Annotated in this window: 18 protein-coding genes; 16 read left to right on the top strand and 2 right to left on the bottom strand. The window is 43.1% G+C overall.

Annotation, left to right across the window (positions count from 1 at the left end):
• Positions 1 to 17 precede the first annotated feature (17 nt).
• Entirely contained in the window at positions 18 to 485 is a 468-nt protein-coding gene (locus KHM83_RS02450; RefSeq protein WP_213235325.1) for a flavodoxin family protein, read from the top strand.
• Between the two features lie 20 nt (positions 486 to 505).
• Here the strand turns inward: KHM83_RS02450 and KHM83_RS02445 are convergent, their stop codons facing one another.
• Positions 506 to 1,375, bottom strand: a complete 870-nt coding sequence (locus KHM83_RS02445; protein ID WP_213235324.1) for a LysR family transcriptional regulator — start codon at positions 1,373 to 1,375, stop codon at positions 506 to 508.
• A 227-nt stretch (positions 1,376 to 1,602) separates the two neighbouring features.
• On the opposite strand from KHM83_RS02445, the gene KHM83_RS02440 reads away from it, so the two are divergent.
• The 14 genes from KHM83_RS02440 (at position 1,603) to KHM83_RS02375 (ending at position 14,562) form a co-directional block, all read left to right on the top strand.
• Positions 1,603 to 2,448 carry a DMT family transporter gene (locus tag KHM83_RS02440; protein ID WP_213235323.1) on the top strand — a complete coding sequence of 282 codons (846 nt, stop codon included), beginning with the start codon at positions 1,603 to 1,605 and terminating at the stop codon, positions 2,446 to 2,448.
• A 97-nt stretch (positions 2,449 to 2,545) separates the two neighbouring features.
• Positions 2,546 to 2,869: a putative heavy metal-binding protein gene (locus KHM83_RS02435; RefSeq protein WP_213235322.1), complete on the top strand. Its 324-nt coding sequence runs from the start codon at positions 2,546 to 2,548 to the stop codon at positions 2,867 to 2,869.
• Positions 2,870 to 2,994: 125 nt separating this feature from the next.
• The gene (locus tag KHM83_RS02430; protein ID WP_213235321.1) at positions 2,995 to 3,723 is read left to right on the top strand and encodes a nitroreductase family protein; all 729 of its coding nucleotides are present in this window, start codon (positions 2,995 to 2,997) and stop codon (positions 3,721 to 3,723) included.
• 170 nt (positions 3,724 to 3,893) lie between these two features.
• Entirely contained in the window at positions 3,894 to 4,502 is a 609-nt protein-coding gene (locus tag KHM83_RS02425) for a hypothetical protein (protein ID WP_213235320.1), read from the top strand.
• A 45-nt stretch (positions 4,503 to 4,547) separates the two neighbouring features.
• Positions 4,548 to 5,516 (top strand): hypothetical protein, encoded by a 969-nt coding sequence (locus KHM83_RS02420; protein ID WP_213235319.1) that lies wholly within the window; start codon positions 4,548 to 4,550, stop codon positions 5,514 to 5,516.
• Positions 5,517 to 5,532: 16 nt separating this feature from the next.
• Positions 5,533 to 5,694, top strand: coding sequence for a hypothetical protein (locus KHM83_RS02415; RefSeq protein ID WP_213235318.1), 162 nt, complete (start codon positions 5,533 to 5,535; stop codon positions 5,692 to 5,694).
• 158 nt (positions 5,695 to 5,852) lie between these two features.
• Positions 5,853 to 7,355 carry a Ppx/GppA phosphatase family protein gene (locus KHM83_RS02410; RefSeq protein WP_213235317.1) on the top strand — a complete coding sequence of 501 codons (1,503 nt, stop codon included), beginning with the start codon at positions 5,853 to 5,855 and terminating at the stop codon, positions 7,353 to 7,355.
• 4 nt (positions 7,356 to 7,359) lie between these two features.
• A complete protein-coding gene (ppk1, locus tag KHM83_RS02405) occupies positions 7,360 to 9,411 on the top strand; it encodes a polyphosphate kinase 1 (RefSeq protein ID WP_213235316.1) in 2,052 nt (683 codons plus the stop codon).
• 5 nt (positions 9,412 to 9,416) lie between these two features.
• On the top strand, positions 9,417 to 10,931 hold the full coding sequence (locus KHM83_RS02400; protein WP_213235315.1) for a Ppx/GppA phosphatase family protein: 1,515 nt from the start codon (positions 9,417 to 9,419) through the stop codon (positions 10,929 to 10,931).
• Between the two features lie 95 nt (positions 10,932 to 11,026).
• Positions 11,027 to 12,001: a nucleoid-associated protein gene (locus KHM83_RS02395; RefSeq protein WP_213235314.1), complete on the top strand. Its 975-nt coding sequence runs from the start codon at positions 11,027 to 11,029 to the stop codon at positions 11,999 to 12,001.
• Positions 11,998 to 12,699: a pseudouridine synthase gene (locus tag KHM83_RS02390; protein WP_213235313.1), complete on the top strand. Its 702-nt coding sequence runs from the start codon at positions 11,998 to 12,000 to the stop codon at positions 12,697 to 12,699. The genes KHM83_RS02395 and KHM83_RS02390 overlap by 4 nt, the downstream gene beginning before the upstream one ends.
• A gap of 52 nt (positions 12,700 to 12,751) precedes the next feature.
• Positions 12,752 to 13,123 (top strand): hypothetical protein, encoded by a 372-nt coding sequence (locus KHM83_RS02385; protein WP_213235312.1) that lies wholly within the window; start codon positions 12,752 to 12,754, stop codon positions 13,121 to 13,123.
• A gap of 15 nt (positions 13,124 to 13,138) precedes the next feature.
• The gene (locus KHM83_RS02380) at positions 13,139 to 13,885 is read left to right on the top strand and encodes a hypothetical protein (protein ID WP_213235311.1); all 747 of its coding nucleotides are present in this window, start codon (positions 13,139 to 13,141) and stop codon (positions 13,883 to 13,885) included.
• Positions 13,886 to 14,046: 161 nt separating this feature from the next.
• A complete protein-coding gene (locus tag KHM83_RS02375; RefSeq protein ID WP_213235310.1) occupies positions 14,047 to 14,562 on the top strand; it encodes a regulatory protein RecX in 516 nt (171 codons plus the stop codon).
• Here the strand turns inward: KHM83_RS02375 and KHM83_RS02370 are convergent.
• Positions 14,479 to 16,374 (bottom strand): ATP-dependent helicase, encoded by a 1,896-nt coding sequence (locus KHM83_RS02370; protein ID WP_213235309.1) that lies wholly within the window; start codon positions 16,372 to 16,374, stop codon positions 14,479 to 14,481. The genes KHM83_RS02375 and KHM83_RS02370 overlap by 84 nt on opposite strands.
• Positions 16,375 to 16,735: 361 nt before the next feature.
• On the opposite strand from KHM83_RS02370, the gene tig reads away from it, so the two are divergent.
• A complete protein-coding gene (gene tig, locus KHM83_RS02365; RefSeq protein WP_213235308.1) occupies positions 16,736 to 18,022 on the top strand; it encodes a trigger factor in 1,287 nt (428 codons plus the stop codon).
• Positions 18,023 to 18,028 lie beyond the last annotated feature (6 nt).

Genomic DNA, 18,028 nt, shown 5'->3' with positions numbered 1-18,028 from the left:
GAAAGGAGTTTGCGAAAATGAAAGCACTGGTTATTGTTCATTCTTACCATCACTTGAATACGGCAAAAGTGGCAGAGGCAATGGCGAAGGTTTTAGCGGCAAAAGTGGTTTCGACGGAAAATGCAGCAGATGAAACACTGGCGGCATATGACATCATTGGTTTTGGTGCGGGAATTGACAGCGGGAGGCACTATGCGCCGCTTATCCGCTTTGCTGAAAAACTGCCGGTTGTCAGTGGGAAGAAAGCTTTTATTTTTTCCACGAGTGCTATCGTCGGTGAAGAAAAGCTGCAAAGTGACCATGCGGCACTTCGAACAGTTCTCCTGTCAAAGGGTTACGAGATTCTGGACGAATTTCACTGTAGAGGATTTAATACCAACAGTTTCTTAAAAGTGCTCGGCGGCATGAATAAGGGGCGGCCAAATGATTCTGATTTGAAAGCGGCGGCGATATTTGCTGAGGCGCTTAAAAAGCGGATGGCCTAACGCGAAAGTGATGGCTGGTTCTAAAAGTGCTGACGGCAGTACTGTTCGATAAAGCTGACGACAGGAACCTTATTGGCTTTTAAATGTGAATGTTTAATCAGGTAGCAAGTCCTATTTGGCGGTTTTGAAGTCAGTGTCTGTTCATAATACGGACCGGAAGCGTTCATTGCTTTGAAAACAGATCGCGGAACAATGCTCCACTGCTTATCGCTGTCAAAGAGCATAAAGATTAAATGGGCGGCATCGACGTGGTATGCAGGTGTTGTTGACAGCCAGTGTCCGTCGTGCCAGAGCTGATATTGATACCCCCAGTCCATGAAAATTTCATTGGTGTGATCAAGGTCGCAGGGGTGAATCGCCTTTAGATTCTCAGACGGCTTTCCGTAGCGAACGAGGACCATCTCTTCTTCGATTATTTTAGTGACAATGACGCCGGGCATATCAAATGCACGCTTGACAAAACCGACGTCTATGTCGCCGGATTTGATTTGTGCATAGGTTTCTAAAGTATGCTGTGTGATGATCTTAGGCTGAACATTCAGCAGGTTGTGTCGGATGGTTTGGTAGAGATTGGGAAGCAGGTAGAGACTGATGCTGTCTGCTGTTCCGATATTGAGCGTGGTGACGGTTGCAAGTGTTCTAATATCCTCAATTTCTTTTTCGATGCGTACTGATTTTTCAGCGATGGCAATAAAGGCGCGACCGCGTTCTGTGATCGTGATCCCTCGAACGCCCGGATGTCGTTCAATGAGTTTAAATCCTAGTTCGCCTTCTAGTATCTTAAGGCGATGGCTGACGGAAGACTGGGATAGATGCAGCATTCCGGCAGCTTTTGAGAGACTGCCGTTTTCGATAATTGCCAGAAAAGCTTCGATTCCTAAAAGATACATACAGTGCTCCTTAAATATTGATATATTCGATAAATACCATCTACAATATGCGCTTTATAGATATTCTCCTTTATATTATCATGTAAGGAAATTGCAGAATAGCCTTAAATTGATCTTTCACCACAATCTTTAAATTTTTTGTCTCATGAAAAAAATAAAGATTGTGGTCGTAAGCTTAAAATTGGAATAATGCAATGGCTTTATTAAACGGAAAGCGAGGGGAATATATGAATGCATTTTCACTTGGGTTAGTTGTTTTCTCAACTTTTTGTCATGCCTATTGGAATTTTGCACTTAAGCGGTCAAACGGCGGCATACGTTTTATGTGGCTGTTTACGACGATCACTGTGGCGCTGTATTTGCCATACATGATGACGATGGACTGGACGTTTCCAACCATGAAGACATCTTTGATGTGCGCAGGGAGTTTTGGTTTTCATTTTTTGTATTTTCTGGCGTTGGACAAGGCGTATCAATTTGGCGATTTATCCATCATTTATCCTGTGGCACGTGGGCTGGCGCCGGCTGTTACTGTGCTGATTGCCATTGTCCTGCTGCACGAGCAGTTGACGGCTTTACAATTTGCAGGTGTTGCCATAATCGTTGCGGGGACGTTTGCACTCTCTGGATTGAGTTTTCGCGGTGGTGATAAAATGGCAGCTTCTGTGTGCTATGCCATCGTATGCGGACTTATGGTTTCATCTTATACGCTCATTGACAAGATTGCGATTGCAAATGCGGGCGTGTCGCCCTTTGTATTGGATTTTGTCAATAATCTTGGCCGATCATTGTTGCTGATGCCAGTGGCTTTTAAAGATATTGCAAAACTTAAAGAAACGGCAAAGGCAAATTGGCGGGATGCGTTGATTGTAGCTGTGCTGTCGCCATTTTCATATTTGCTCATCCTATTTGCAATGCGTTATGCGCCTGTGAGCTTAATTGCGCCAATTCGTCAATTGAGCATTGTCATTAGTGGGGTTATCGGTATTCGGTTTTTACAGGAAAACAAGACGAAAATGAAACTGATTGGGATTGGCGCTACATTTTGCGGCGTTGTGTTATTAAGTGTGTAATGCTGTATTGAAAGATGATGCATGAAAGAATGCAGGATTAACGGCAAGGTAAAGTCATTCGAAAGACAAACTATTTTTTAATAAGGAGGCATTGATTATGATTATTACAACCACACCAAATGTAGAAGGCAAAAAGATTGTCGCTTATAAAGGTGTTATCTTTGGCGAAGTGATTTCAGGTGTTGATTTTCTAAAAGATTTTTCAGCAGGCCTGACTAATTTTTTTGGCGGTAGATCAAATTCATATGAGGGTGAGCTCATTAAAGCACGTGAGACGGCAATTGCCGAACTTGAGAGCAGGGCTGAACAGCTGGGATGCAATGCTGTTGTCGGCGTAGACATGGACTATGAAGTACTGGGGCAAGGCGGCAATATGCTGATGGTAACGGCATCCGGAACTGCGGTAATTATTTCGGATTGATCCTGAGTTTTGACGATGTGCTGCATAAGTGGTGATACTTTGCGCATAATTGATTTTGAATCTAAAAAGTGGCAAGGCATCAAATCATTCTGATACTGGTGAAAAAATGAAAGGGAGGCGAACACATGAATGAAACGATTAAAATCATGAAGGACCATACGTCTATTCGAAAATTCAACGGAATGCCCTTAACGGATGCAGAAATAGATGCGATTATCGAATCGGCAATGAGAGGTGCAACGGCTGGTAATATGATGCTCTACAGTCTGATTGATGTTCGCTCAAAAGAAAACTTGTCCAAGCTGGCGGTCTGGTGTGACAACCAGCCGTTTATAGAATCGGCTGCGTTTGCACTGATTGTGGTTGTCGACTATCAAAAATGGCATCGCTTTTATGAGCTGAATGGCCTGGATAGAAGCCTTGGCTATGATGGGCCAACGCCGACTGATTTAGTGCTCGGCATGCAGGATGCGATGATTGCGGCACAAAATGCTGTCATTGCAGCAGAGAGCATGGGCATCGGTACTTGTTACATTGGTGATATTTTAGAGCATAAAGAAACGGTATCGGCACATTTTGGTTTGCCGGATTATACGATACCTGCAACGCTGATTGTCTTTGGGCGCTATGAGCATAAGCCTGTACTGCGCAAACGATTCGACAAGTCCTATGTCGTCTTTTCGGAGCGTTATGAGACGTTGTCTGATGAATCCATAAAAGCAATGTTTTCAGAACATTTTACATCGGACGGCAGTGTGGAGGCTTTTTATAAACGCAAGCACAGTGCGCCGTTTTACAAGGAAATGGTACGTTCAATACGTGCGTATTTTGAACCTTTTTTTAAGGGCGAATAAAAGGGGGCGGCATTGTTTTATCGTAAAAATGACTAAATGTTGACAGGACATAGCAACGGGCAGTACATCACGATCGGTCTGAAATGAAACGGTTCGGTGGTTGACGAATGTGATGGTGCTTGATAAAATGTCCATACCCCCTTTCCAGGGGGGCAACAGGAGGTGGAAATATGATTGAAAGCATGCGAGAACGCATTGTTAAAAACCCTTATGATTATTTATTCGTCGGCACCATTGCTTTTTTTGCACTTAGTATAATCAATATTGTCTTTGCATGGCTAGGACTTGTTTGCATGATGACACCATTTATTTTGGCGTTGCGGTCGCATAAAAACCTGTGGTGCCGCAGTTACTGTCCGAGATCACGGTTTTTTATGAAGATCATGACGCCGATTTCTTTAAAACGGCCAATTCCCAAAGCGTTGCGATCGCCAAAGACGCGACGGTATATTATTACCTTCTTCTGTGTCAACTTAATGATGGTTGTCCTATCGACACTGAATGTGGCAAATGGCAGCATGGCACCAATGGCGTCTGTACGTTTTTTAATGTTCATTCGGGTGCCGTTTCAGCTGCCGCAGCTCTGGGAGATTACCGCATCGCCAGTCGTTTTGCACTTGAGTTACAGGCTGTATTCCATTATGTTTTCATCGACAATAGTCGGAATGCTCTTGGCGATACTCTATATGCCGCGCTCTTGGTGCACCATTTGCCCTGTCCAGACGATGGTGACGGATATTGTTAAAAAATATGAAAAAAACTGTGAATCCTGCCGTTAAGAAGGGTAATAATGTATTAACCTTGACTCAGTAAAGGAGGCTTAAATGGTGGGTTATGTTAAATACCTAGAGGACATTCCCTTGTTCAACCTTGATCTAAAGTGTTTACGGTCGTTAGCAGAAAGGCGCGGGCTGTCGTTTAATGAAATATCGCCGCTCAGGCAAATCCTGCCAGCCGATGAAATTTTAAACGACGGCGTAGACGATGACGTACATCTTTGGCAGTTGACGCAAGTGCTGAGTCGTCCGAAATTTGTAAGCCAGTTTACGAAAGCGGGACTTGGTGAACAAACAGAATCCTTTTCAATCTATGGCAAGTATATTGATGGAAAGGCATTTTTTGCCTTTGTTCAAGAACATCAGCAGGAACGTCAAATGCTTTTGTTTGATGCCGTAGAAGAATTGTCGACTTATGTCGTTTCCAGATATGCGTCGATGAATACACAGGCTGTGCCGCCTGAAACGGGATTTGATTCCGATGTGGATCACTTTATTTTCACGCTCAATGTGATTGACAGCATTCGAAGGCGTTACCTGACGGGACTCCTCAGCGGGAAACACATTGCTCTTGAACATATTACACTTCAGGATTACAATACAGAGTTGGATTTTAATTTAAAGAATTCTGATGTGCGCTGGCTATTGCCGTCTGCGTTAAGACTTGTTCCGAAGATTCATCGATTTAAAATTGAATTTGATCCTGAAAAGATTGCCTATGATCCTCATTATAAATTGGTGACAAAGTATCAGGCAGAGGATCAAGGTGAAATATTATTTTTTTTATCAGACGATATTAAAAAAATGGGGCTCGATTTTACCCATCACTGGAAGTATGCATTGGGGTTTGACTTTAGAGATGAAGTCGGTGATCATGGCCGTTATTATTTAGCGCCTTCTGATGAAATTAATCACTTTTTTGAGCTTTCAGGAGACGGGCAGTGCCGATATCGTGCACTTGGCTTCAACGAACTGCTTGAGCGTCTTGAATTATTATTTGAAACCGCTGTTAATTGATGAAGGGAGTGACAATATGGGCAAGACTTTGTGCAAACTCGTTGATGATGACTATATGGAAACACATTTTAAGGCGTATTCAGAGCTTGTAAAATCGCCAAAATATATTTGTAAGAAATGTGGCCGCGCATCCAACGATGACAATAAGCTGTGTAAGCCGAAAAAAATCAAAGCATAAGAGAAGCCGCGCCATAGTGAGTCTCAATAGAGTCCTATGGCGCTTTTGTTAAATTCAAGTAAATTCGTAGGCGAACGCCTTTGGGATTCGTTATAATGGAAAAAAGGAAAAAATGTAACCATTAAACTGTAAAACAAAGGAGCTCTGGTGGGCAAACGATGAAACAATCCATTTATACAGCAATTGTCATGGGCTCAAATGCCTTAAAATTAAAAATCATTCAACGTTCTGGCAAACAAGTTCAGATTTTAGAGAACATTTCAGAACCGATTGCACTTGGGAATGACATTTTTGAAGATTTTGTCATCAAGAAAGAAACTCTGAATGAAATCATTCGAATTTTGATGCACTTCGGGACGGCGATGTCCACTTATGAGGTGGACGAATATGAAGCAGTTGCAACGAGCGCTGTAGAAAAAGCTGTCAATGGTCTTCAAATTCTCGATATTATTCAAATGAAGACGGGATTACTGTTTGAAGTGCTGGAAGAGTCAATGGAGAAGGGCCTTATTTACAAATCGCTTGGCGAACAAGTGGAGGACTATCGAGCGCTGCGGCGGAGCAGCCTGCTGGTCTCCGTCAATTCCGGCACTTGCGATGTCAGTATTTATCATCGAAACAAACTGGTGAAAAATGATGAAATTGAACTCGGCACAAAGGCGATGAAATCGCTGCTCGGTGAACTCGAACACTTGACCGTTAACTATCCTTACGAAATGAGTCTCTTTATTAATGTCAAGGCGTCGCCGCTCAAGGCCGGAATTGAGCAAAAACAATTGAAGCATTTTGTCTACATGGGCAGTTTTTCAGGGCAGTTAAGGGAAAAGTTCTTTAAAGGTGCGGTTAAGATTTCTAAGAAGGAATTTGAAAAACTCTATGAGCGGTCTGTTTATGATCATCAGACTTTTCGCAAGGAAGTTGAAGCGCTGGAACTCGATTGGTATGAGTTTTTAATCAATGTGCTCATCGTTCACAGTATTTTGTCATGGAGCAAAGCGACTGCGCTGCTAATCCCGGAAGTTTCGTTGAGAGACGGGATCATTCTTGAAGCGATTGAGCGGCGGACATCACTAAAGTCCACTGTTGATCAGGATGCCATTCAATTGGCATATGCTATGAGCAGGCGTTACAAGTGCTCAGAAAAGCACATTAAGTATATGGAAAAGACGGCAATGTCGATTTTTTCACTGATGAAAGAGCCTTATCGACTAGACGATCGAGATGCGCTCTTGCTGAGGCTGAGTGCTATTTTGCTGGATATCGGAAAATATGCCAATGCTTCCAATTTTGAAAAGGTAACTTATGACCGTATCAATCAGCTTCGGATTATAGGCATTTCAAAAGCGGAGCACTTGCTCGTCGCACTGGTTTGCAAGCAGCTGATCGGCCGAGAACTCCTTCAAATATCAAAGACGAAATTAGCGGGAGAAAATGCATTCAATACACGCGTCAATCGAATGGCTGCGATCCTCGGCATCGCCTATGCACTGGATGCGGGTATGACACAGCGTGTCCACATTAAAAATATTAAATTGAACGAAAGCCGCATGAAACTGTATGTCGACGGCATTTATGATATGGCGCTTGAAGAGTGGTATTTTGAAAAGGCGGCAGACGTCTTTTTGCAGACATTTGATATAGAAGTAGAATTGAGGAGTTAACCTTATGTATTTTAATCGAGAACTCAGCTGGCTTAAATTTAATGAACGCGTGGTTCGGGAGGCCGATCTTCCCAATCGCCCTATACTGGAACGCTTAAAGTTTTGTGCTATTTTCTCATCCAATCTGGATGAGTTCTTTATGGTACGTGATGCGACAATTCTCGATCAGATTAAAGTTGGTTACAATGGCCTCGATCCGTCAGATATGCGGCCGCAAGAGGTATTCGACGCGATTCATGTAGAAGTTAACAGACTGACGAAGCTGCAGGAGGCCATTGAACGACGCTGCTTGGAAGATATTAGCACTTTTGGCATTCACCTGATTGACCGCAAATCACTGACGCTTTCGGATTTGAAAGCGCTTAAAGTTTTTTTTGATATCAATGTCTTTCCTGTATTGACCCCAATGGGGGTCGATTTTGGCAGACCTTTTCCGCTCATTGCCAATAAGAGTACTTACATAGCCATCAAACTAATGGTGGATGGAATCTATCGCCTTGCGCTTGTACAAGTGCCAACGGGAATTGATCGGTTTGTTGCACTGCCCTCTGAGCATACAGAACAGCGTTACTGCCTGCTTGAAGATGTGATCACGCTCTTTTTAAATCAGTTGTTTAGCGGGTTTGAAGTGTTGAGCAGCTGTATTTTTCGCATTACGCGAAATGGTGATATCAATCTCATTGAAGAAGGCGCAGAGGATTTGCTGGATGTCATTGAAGAAGCGGTGAAAAGCCGAAAGTGGGGAGAGGTGATTCGACTTGAAATTGAAGCACATTCTGATGCGTGGCTCCTTAATGTCATTATGACATCGCTTCAAGTTAAAGATAATCAAGTGTTTTATACCACTGGTATTATTGATAAAACACTTTGGTTTCGCTTTAGTCCCTCTGGTGATAAGCAAAAACTTTCAGCTGAACGCTATGCGCCGCGTTCATTGCCATATATGGCGAAAAAAAATATTTTTAAAAGTATCAGGGAGCGCGACATCTTTATTCATCATCCTTATGAGAGCTTTGATTATGTCGTCAATTTTATTAAGCAGGCGAGCAAAGACGACAACGTGCTCGCTATTAAGCAGACGCTGTACCGCGTCAGCGGTAATTCGGAGATTATCAAGGCACTTGGAGACGCCGCAGAAAAAGGCAAGCAAGTGACCGTGCTGGTAGAGCTCATGGCGCGTTTTGATGAAGAAAATAATATTAACTGGGCAAAAAAACTGGAACAAAAAGGTGCACATGTTATTTATGGGTTATACGGGCTTAAAACACACTCGAAAATCACGCTGATCGTCAGGCGTGAAAAGCAGAAGATTAAACGCTATGTTCATCTTGGAACGGGCAATTACAACGACCAGACTGCAAAACTCTATACGGATATGGGACTGTTCACTTGCAAAGAGAGTATCGGCGTGGATGCCAGTGTTTTTTTCAACATGATCTCAGGTTTTACACAGTCTATTCAGACACACACGCTGACAGTCGCACCGTATCAGATGCGCGAACACTTTATCAAACTCATTGATCGCGAGCGCATGAATGCTGAACAGGGCAAAAAAGGACATATTATTGCAAAAATGAACTCACTCGTCGATGAAGAAATCGTTCGGAAATTGTATGAAGCAGCACAAAAAGGTGTTAAAATAGAGTTAATTGTCAGAGGTATATGCACATTGGTACCTGGTGTGAAGGGGCTCAGTGAAACCGTTTCCGTTACGAGTATTGTTGGCGAATTCCTCGAACACTCGCGTGTTTACTATTTCCTGAATGATCACAATTCGGAGATTTATCTTTCCAGCGCGGACTGGATGACTCGGAATCTCAATAGACGTGTTGAGCTGCTTTTTCCGATTGAAGATCCGGTTATTGCAGAACGCATTCGATTAATTTTGGAGCTCGAACTCGCAGATACAAAAAAGGCATGGCGCCTGAAGTCCGATGGTCACTATGTCCGTAAAACCACTGACAAGGAAACGGCAATGTCAGCGCAAGATGTGCTGAAAACGCTGTCATATGACGACGACCAAACCTTTATTAACGCTCTGAAAGAAAGAATGTGATTAAATTGAAGCAAAAACTGGCGATCATAGATTTAGGTTCGAACTCCGTACGCATGAACATTATGGGCATTAATACTCAGGGAGGCTATGCCGTCTACGATCAGGCAAAGGAGATGGTGCGTCTCAGCGAGGGACTTAACGGTGATGGTCTACTCAAAGATGACCCCGTATCGCGAACGATTAAAGCGCTTGATTATTTTTCGAGTTTGCTAAAAGTATATGAAGTACAGGAAGTGCACGCACTCAGTACGGCGGCTGTAAGGCTTGCTAAGAATCAGCGTGAATTCATCGAACGCGTTCACCGGGAAACAGGTCTGAAATTTCGCGTTTTATCTGGTGAAGAAGAAGCTTATTACGACTATTTGGGTGTGGTGAACTCCATTGCATTTGAAGATGCGGTTCTTGTCGATATTGGCGGCGGGAGTACTGAAATTATACTCGTCAGACGTCGGCGGCTCGTCAATGCCATCAGTATACCATATGGCTCTGTCATTCTCACAGAACACTTTAAAGCCGATAAGAACAGACGCAAACAGATTGAACTTTGTGAAGCGTTCCTGCTGAAGTTGTTTAAAAAGATACCGTGGTTAAAAAATGCAAAAGATTTGCCGATTATTGGCCTTGGCGGTGTTATCAGAACACTTGGAAAAGTTGATCGAAACATGAACCGTTATTCCGGTGAAATCATGCACAACTATCAAATGACGGCGGCGGAGCTGAATGCTGTTTTTGAGCGCATTCATGCAACCGAACCGAAAGATCTCGATAAAATAGAAGGAATCAACAAACGGCGTGCCGATATCATGACCATGGGCATGATGCCGCTCAGAGTCCTTCAAAAAATGCTAAACAGTCCTTCGTTAACCATTAGCAGCAATGGCCTTCGGGAGGGGTATTTCTTTGCCTATTACCTAGAGACGATTGGTGAGCCGATGATTGTTCCCGATGTATTAAGACACAGCAAGTATAATTTGCTGAGATTGTACAGCGCCAATATCCCACATGCTGTCCACGTGAAAGCGCTGGCGCTTTCATTGTTTGACCAGATGCAGACGATTCATGACTTTGATGCACAGGACAGACGGCTTTTAAGTGCTGCGGCGATGCTGCATGATGTGGGCATGCATATTGGTTATTACGATCACCACGTTCACGGCATGTATTTGCTGCTAAACAGTAAAATAGATGGTCTCAGTTATCATGAAAACATTGCCGTCGCGTTTCTGGTAGGGAATCACCGGGAAAGCCAGCTTAAAGATCGCGTACGCGATATTGAAGGGCGTTTGGGTGAAGAATCTGTCAAGAAACTCCAAAAACTTTCGATTTTACTGCAGCTCGCAGAGCAGCTTGACCGTTCGGAAGTCGGTACGATTAAATCGCTGGCAATTGAAGCTAAATCAGATGCTGTTTACATTAAAGCGATTGCCGACAGCTATCCAGAACTGGATATTCAATCAGCCATGCGTTTTGCCGATCGGTTTACGAAATATTATGGCTGTGAAATCAATATTTATTATTAGCAACCGTTCGAAAGCTGTATCGATCGATTGCGTGTGCTTCGCTTGCATAACGGGTGGCTTTAAGCTATCATATTAAGGAAAGCGAGGCGTAAACAGTGATTCAAATTATGGAAGCATATTTGCATATATTAGACGCGCAGCTATTGGCGTCAGAGCGACCTGTGGCAGTTGACCACGATATCGCAGACTATTTTGAAAGTCATTTTATGAAGCTCTACGAAGGGATCGATACGGTTCATATGCCTGTCGATTCGGAATCGAAGCTCTTTCATCATTTAGAGGCATCTAAGGAGACCGGTGATTTCAGTGCATTCACACGTGTTCTTGCTGATGCCTTTTTTGACCTTATGAAGCAAAGCGACGGCATTAAGCCGGGGGTGCTTGCCTTTGTACTCTACGAGGCATTTGAGACGACGTATTTTGGTTTCTTAAAGCTTAACTTTAAAACGGCGTACTTTCATTCGGTTTCCATGGAATCCGATGCTGTGTCACATCAGCTGGCACTAAAACATACGACGCTTCCGGGTAAACAGCAGCGTATTGAAGAAGCCTTTATCGTAGACCTCGACCATTTAACGCTCTATTTAAAAGACCGTGAAGTGGTTGTTAACGGTAAAAAATCAAAGTATATTACCGAGCACATTCTAGGGCTGACACCTCAAATTTCTGCGAAAAAGGCACTTGATATTATCGCTAAAGCGGCAAAAGGGGAAGAAGCACCTATTCAAGCTGCCGTCAATAAAGCAAAGATTAATCAATATGTGCGTGAGCAAATTGAGACGGGAAGTCCGATCCGCATCAGTGATATTGCTGAAACGTGCTATGAGAGCGAAACCGAGCGGCGTCAATATGAAAACGAAGTGCGCATGAAAGGTGTTGATTCAGATGTTGTGACGATCCATGAGACACAACAAGTCAAGCTCAAAGGTGCTCAAAAAATAAAGACGGAAGCCGGGGTTGAAATCATTATGCCGGAGTTCTATTTAACCAATCCGGATAATTTTGAAATCGTAGAGGAATTGGATGGCAGCGTTACCATTAAGCTCAAACATATAGGAGCCATTATATGAGATTAAACAAATATTTAAGTGATGTTGGTTATTGTTCTCGAAGAGAGGCAGACAGGCTGATTGAGGCAGGTCGCGTTAGCATCAATGGCAAAAGTGCCGCGCTCGGCACGAAAGTAGATGCAGCTGATGAAGTGCGTGTAGACGGCAAAGCCATTGCCGCGAAGACAGATAAAGTTTATATCGCCTTTCATAAGCCGCGCGGTGTGGAGTGTACGACGAATCTGGAAGTAAAAGATAACATTATCGACTACATCGGTTATCCTGAGCGCATCTATCCTGTCGGCCGATTGGATAAATCATCGGAAGGCTTGATTTTGCTGACCAATGACGGAGCGCTTTCCAATCTCATTCTGAAAGCACGTCATTTTCACGAAAAGGAATACGTCGTCAAAGTGGATAAGCCTATTACGGATGCCTTTCTTAAAGGGATGCGTGAAGGCGTTCCCCTTTTAGCGTTAGAGACGGTTACGCGCCCCTGTACGGTAACAACGGTAAATCCCTATACATTCAAAATCATTTTAACGCAGGGACTCAATCGACAAATCAGACGCATGTGTGAGGCGTTTGGCTATGAAGTAAAAAGATTGCAGCGCATTCGCGTCTTAAATATTGAACTCGGCGATTTGCCGCGCGGCAAGTGGCGGCATTTGACGCCTTCAGAATGTGAAAAATTGAAAGTGCTTACCGGAAAAGCGTAAAGAAAGGAATAAAAACAGCCGATACTCTATCAGAGGCTGTTAAGCGTGAAAAATGTTCTATGCTATTTTGATTGCAGCGATTGGAACGCTCATGGTTTACATGTCGGTTCGATATATTAAAAGCATCCATCAAATTATGATCTTCAAGCAAGTGAGAGAATCCATACTGCTGTCAACCTTTAACTATGTTAAGCAGACACCGGATCGTTTCTTGGATTTGAATCAGTTGCGCGGGCTGGCCATAAAGCGTTTAAATGAGCATAAACTAAGGAAATGGGTCAAGGCGCTCAATATCACATGGGCGGCACACGACGCCATTCAATTTATGTTTGAATTTGATTTTACAGAAATTCATGCGAAATATAAATTTATCGTTGGCATCGACGAGATCCAAAAAGTGCTTGACGAACTGCCGCTCTCATAAAAGGAGGCCGATTGCGTGAAAAAGATCATTGTCATCATATCATTTGTTGTCATCACCTTTTTAATCTACAGTATGGTCTTTCGAAAAGACGATTCGAATGATGCGCATGTTTACACATTTGACTTTAATGAAATAGATCGAGAAACATGGTTTGTTGGTCAATGGGGCGGTTTTCAGCGTGCATTTGATTTGGTATCGCTCAGCGGGGATATTTTGACGCTGACATCAAATGATGACGCGACACCTTACTTATTGTCAAAACCCATTGAGATTCGAGACGGCGACGTGATTACGTTGAAGCGACATGCAAAAATAACCCATAATGACCAGCTTTTTGCCGGCGGGATGGCCATTTATCAAACGGATGACATGGATGTTATTCCTGAGGCGACAGATGGCAGTTGGATGACTTCGCTCGGCGACGGCATCGTCCTCGTTGAGTATTCATATGATCTTTCTGACAACCAAGAGCGTCCGGGAAAAGATATCATTCGCTTTTTAGCGGCTGATTGGGAATACAATAATAATTATCAGCTGATTAATCCGATTTACGATACATGGGTAGACGAGACGCTGATTTATGATACGCGTTCAAATCAAATCACATACAAGCTCAATGACACGACATATCGACTCAATAGCTATAAATTGGATCGAAGCAATCTGCGCTTTCTGATTCATGCTTATGGTGAGGGAAGGGGAAATGCCGTTTCAATGGATCAGCTATCCATAACCGTTGAAAACAAGAATATTCGCAGATAGTGATTAAAACGGCCGCGATGTAATATGACAAGGCCGTTTACTGTAAAGAAAACAAAATAAAATGAGCCGGCCAATGAAAATGTTAAAAACATCAATGGACCGGTTTTTTCGTTGGTTTTAGTGAACTGTATTCGTAAACTGCAAAGGAGGGGATTCAAAAAATGCGCATGACACCTCTTGAAAAATGTATGAATGACGCCTATGGCATCTTGACCCGTCAGGATCGAACGATTGCAGTGATGCGCGAGAAGCTGGCGGGCAAAAATCATGAAGATGACATCATCGCAGCGACCCTTGAACGATTAATTGAACAGAAGCTGCTCGACGATGTCGCCTATGCCGTTCAGTATATGCGCTCACATCGCTATCGTCACGGGGATTACCGAATGCGTCAGATGCTTTTGCAAAAAGGCGTTTCAGATGTTGATTATCAGCAGGCAAAGGCGATTCTGGCAGATGAAGATGATTTTGAAACAGCGGCTGTTATTGACACGCTGATCAGAAAGAAATGCGAACAGATTGCATTGGATCGCGAACAGTATGAAAGCGATTATGCTTACCGCCAAAAAACATCTGCTAAAATCATGCGATTTCTAGCGGGACGCGGTTTTGATCTCAGCGCTGTCCGAGACGGTCTCCGACGCGTCTTGTCTTCTGACGGAATCGATGAAGATTGATGCTTCATTGTAGCCGCCGTTAACAAAATCGGCATGACATAAGTGAACCGCGTCTTTGGCACGTGTGAGTGCGACATAAAAAAGGCGGCGTTCCTCCTCAAGCAGGCCGGGATCGTCCGAGGGAAAGATATGAGCATTGATATCAATGATAAAAACCGTGTCAAATTCAAGACCTTTGGCACCGTGAATGGTACTGAGTGTCGTCTCAGCATCAGCTTGATTGAGGTTTACAAGCGTTTCCTTTAAAGCTTCGAGCTTTGAGAAAAAGGCGACCGTAGACGTGAGTGGTTTTGCGATGGCCTTATAGGCATCAAGCCGTGTTCGGATTGCCTGCATGGTATAGCCGAAGCGCTCGCCATTTTGTCTGAGGTAATCCAGATAACCGAGGTCGGTTTCAATAAAGTGAATGGCATCGTAGGGGCGCAAACGCGACAGCATTTCAAAACGCGATTTGAGCCCCTCCAGCGTCCGGGTTTGATAATCTTCGAGATAGGGCAGTTCAATCAGACGGTCAAGTGCGCCGCGCATGGAAATTTGATTCAGCACACTGTTCACCATTTCTCTAGAAATGTATCCGTTGGTTCGAAAGGCGATGCGTTTAAAAGCTTCAAGGTCTTGAGGGATCATGGCAAGTGTCATAAACGCTTTAATATCTTCAATCATCCAGTGCGATAATTCTTGAATGGGCGGATCCTTTATATAGAAGGAATCCGTCACTGTATCGGACAATGCCGCGATTAGGCTCAGTGCTGAAATGCGATTTCGATAGAGAATGGCTTTTGAGCCGCTGTAGGTATGAAGCTGATCGGCGATAAAGGTATTGCGTTCAATAATGTCATCAAACAAGTGAATGGCCGGCGGGTTGACAGCGGGTCTTGCCGCGTGCATCGCTTTTTCATAGCGGACTTTATTCTCTGCAATGACCCCTGCGGCGGTGTCGACAATATAGGCGTCGGATCGAAAATTGTCCTCAAGGTAATACGCGCTCGCTGATTTAAAACGCTTGGGAAAGTCAAGCAGGTATTGCGGATAGGCACCGCGAAAACCATAAATGGATTGATCGTCATCTGCAACCAGAAACAGGTTGTGGCGCGGCGCTGCAATTTTTTCGATGAGTTCAAACTGAAGCTTTGAGGTATCCTGTGCCTCATCGACCTGAATAAAGGGAAAACGATTTCGAAAAAAGGCAAGTGCCTTTGGATTTTGATCAAGAATTTTAATCGCGTAGAGCAGCATGTCGTCAAAATCAAATAACTGATGCTGTTTTTTATAACGATGATAGGCTTTGAATAGCGCATAAGTGTCCAATGCTGTCTTTTTAACATTTTTCTGGTCGCCATTTTCCGCTTGGACATCGGATTCGCTGAGTTTTAAGTTATAATAACGGCCAAAGGCATTGAGCAGTGTTTCATAGACATCTTCTGTCAGTGGTTCCTGATGCCTGTTGCGATAGAGTTCGGCGATAATGGCAAATTTTTTGCGGGAATCCTCCAGCAGCTGCATTTTTTGTCCAGTACCGTTTAAATACTGCTTGAGGATATCGTAGGCAAAACGATGAATGGTCATAAAGGGAAAGCGATAAGGATATTTATCGGCAAAGAGGCTGTCGTATCGTCTGCGCATATCGCCGGCAGAGGCTTTAGAAAAAGTGAGCGTCAGAATTTGCTCCGGTGGAATATCGCATTCATCAGCGAGATAAATGAGTCTGTGAAGCAAGAGCGTCGTTTTGCCGCTGCCGGGAATTGCCAGTGTGAGAGCAGGCCCTTCAAAGTGTCTGGAAGCTGCTAATTGATGGGCTGTAAGCATTGACATTGTTAATATTCTCCAATCTGCTCAGGGCTTTACAAATAATGTAAACAAGTTATTAATATATTATAACATAGGGGTAAATTTTGCAATAAGGGCTTGCGATGACTCGCTTTTATTGTATAATAAGAGTGATTTTTCCTATGCACTTTACTTTTAATTATAAATGCGATACTATATATTAGTTATAGACTCTAATTGTAGTCATTTAGTATAATTAATATATAAAAGTTGACAATTTTTGGGTTTAACATGACGAAGCACTTAAGCACGGGCGATTTTACATTGCGTGAATAAGTGGTAAAACGCCGAAGCATGGATTCGGCTTTGATAGATAGAACATACTAATAATTTGGGAGGAAGTCTAATGAGTTATGAAATAATCAAGAATGAGAACAGTGAGATTACCGTTAAGATTACTGTGGCTCAAGCTGATTTCGAAAAGGCTGTCACGGGAGCCTATAACAAAAATAAGTCAAAATTCAACATTCCTGGCTTTAGAAAAGGGAAGGCACCTAAAGTGATTATCGAAAAGCAATACGGCCAAGGTGTTTTTTATGAAGATGCTGTTAATGCACTTTTGCCGGTCCATTACGACAAGGCAGTCGAAGCTTTAAGTCTCGAACCAGTCTCACGCCCTGATATTGATATTACGAATATTGAACCGGGTACAGATTTCGAATTCACAGCAACTTTTGCTGTTAAACCGGAATTTACACTTGAAAATTATAAAGGTATTGAAGTCGAAAAAATTGACGCGGAAGTAACAGAAGAAACCGTGATGGCGGAACTTGAAAAGACGCGCGATATGAATGCACGCCTCATTAGTGTGACAGATCGTCCAGTGCAAGACGGCGACACTGTTTACATTGACTATAAAGGTTTTGATGGCGACGTCCAATTCGAAGGCGGTACAGCGGATAATCAAGAACTCGTCATTGGCTCAGGCAAATTTATTCCAGGTTTTGAAGAACAACTTATTGGTAAAAATATAGATGAAGAAATGACGGTTGAAGTGTCATTCCCGGAAAATTACCATGCAGAAGACCTCGCAGGCAAACCCGTTAAATTTGAAGTGAAAATTAACGATATCAAATACAAAGAACTACCGGAACTCGATGATGAATTCGCGAAAGACGTCTCTGAATTTGATACGCTTGAAGCGTACAAAGAAAGCGTCAAAGCTGAACTCGAAGAAGGTGCTAAAACCAGTGCGGAATCAGCGCAGCGCGATAAAGTCATCGAAGCGGTTGCAAAATTGATCCCAGTTGAAATTCCAGCAAAGATGGTGGATGCAGAAATCGACAATATGCTGAACGAATTTAATCAGCAGCTTTCATACCAAGGACTTAGCCTTGAACAGTACATTCAATTCACAGGCGGTTCAATGGATGATTTCAGAGAACAAGTGAGAGAAGATGCGCTTGCGCGCGTTAAAACGTCACTCGTTATTGAAAAAGTCGTTGCACAAGAGAACTTTGAAATTGCCGAAGAAGAAGTTGAAGCAGAACTCGGTAAAATTGCTGAAATGCAAGGATCTGATATAGAAGAAATTCGCACAATGTTTGCGAGAGATAACTTTGAATACTTGAAAACTAATCTTAAATCCAGAAAGGCTGTAGACTTCTTAGTAGAAAATGCAACCTTAGTATAGGAGGCG

Source organism: Fusibacter paucivorans (assembly GCF_018390735.1).
In the GTDB taxonomy this organism is placed as follows: Bacteria; Bacillota; Clostridia; order Peptostreptococcales; family Acidaminobacteraceae; genus Fusibacter; species Fusibacter paucivorans.
Note: the sequence above shows the minus strand (reverse complement) of the source record. Positions and strands in the feature narration are given on the sequence as shown.

What these genes read in the sequence shown, in the direction of transcription:
- KHM83_RS02450 (WP_213235325.1), top strand. Translation starts at nt 18, where the DNA reads ATGAAAGCACTGGTTATTGTTCATTCTTACCATCACTTGAATACGGCA.
- KHM83_RS02445 (WP_213235324.1), bottom strand. Translation starts at nt 1,375, where the DNA reads ATGTATCTTTTAGGAATCGAAGCTTTTCTGGCAATTATCGAAAACGGC.
- KHM83_RS02440 (WP_213235323.1), top strand. Translation starts at nt 1,603, where the DNA reads ATGAATGCATTTTCACTTGGGTTAGTTGTTTTCTCAACTTTTTGTCAT.
- KHM83_RS02435 (WP_213235322.1), top strand. Translation starts at nt 2,546, where the DNA reads ATGATTATTACAACCACACCAAATGTAGAAGGCAAAAAGATTGTCGCT.
- KHM83_RS02430 (WP_213235321.1), top strand. Translation starts at nt 2,995, where the DNA reads ATGAATGAAACGATTAAAATCATGAAGGACCATACGTCTATTCGAAAA.
- KHM83_RS02425 (WP_213235320.1), top strand. Translation starts at nt 3,894, where the DNA reads ATGATTGAAAGCATGCGAGAACGCATTGTTAAAAACCCTTATGATTAT.
- KHM83_RS02420 (WP_213235319.1), top strand. Translation starts at nt 4,548, where the DNA reads ATGGTGGGTTATGTTAAATACCTAGAGGACATTCCCTTGTTCAACCTT.
- KHM83_RS02415 (WP_213235318.1), top strand. Translation starts at nt 5,533, where the DNA reads ATGGGCAAGACTTTGTGCAAACTCGTTGATGATGACTATATGGAAACA.
- KHM83_RS02410 (WP_213235317.1), top strand. Translation starts at nt 5,853, where the DNA reads ATGAAACAATCCATTTATACAGCAATTGTCATGGGCTCAAATGCCTTA.
- ppk1 (WP_213235316.1), top strand. Translation starts at nt 7,360, where the DNA reads ATGTATTTTAATCGAGAACTCAGCTGGCTTAAATTTAATGAACGCGTG.
- KHM83_RS02390 (WP_213235313.1), top strand. Translation starts at nt 11,998, where the DNA reads ATGAGATTAAACAAATATTTAAGTGATGTTGGTTATTGTTCTCGAAGA.
- KHM83_RS02385 (WP_213235312.1), top strand. Translation starts at nt 12,752, where the DNA reads ATGTTCTATGCTATTTTGATTGCAGCGATTGGAACGCTCATGGTTTAC.
- KHM83_RS02375 (WP_213235310.1), top strand. Translation starts at nt 14,047, where the DNA reads ATGCGCATGACACCTCTTGAAAAATGTATGAATGACGCCTATGGCATC.
- KHM83_RS02370 (WP_213235309.1), bottom strand. Translation starts at nt 16,374, where the DNA reads ATGTCAATGCTTACAGCCCATCAATTAGCAGCTTCCAGACACTTTGAA.
- tig (WP_213235308.1), top strand. Translation starts at nt 16,736, where the DNA reads ATGAGTTATGAAATAATCAAGAATGAGAACAGTGAGATTACCGTTAAG.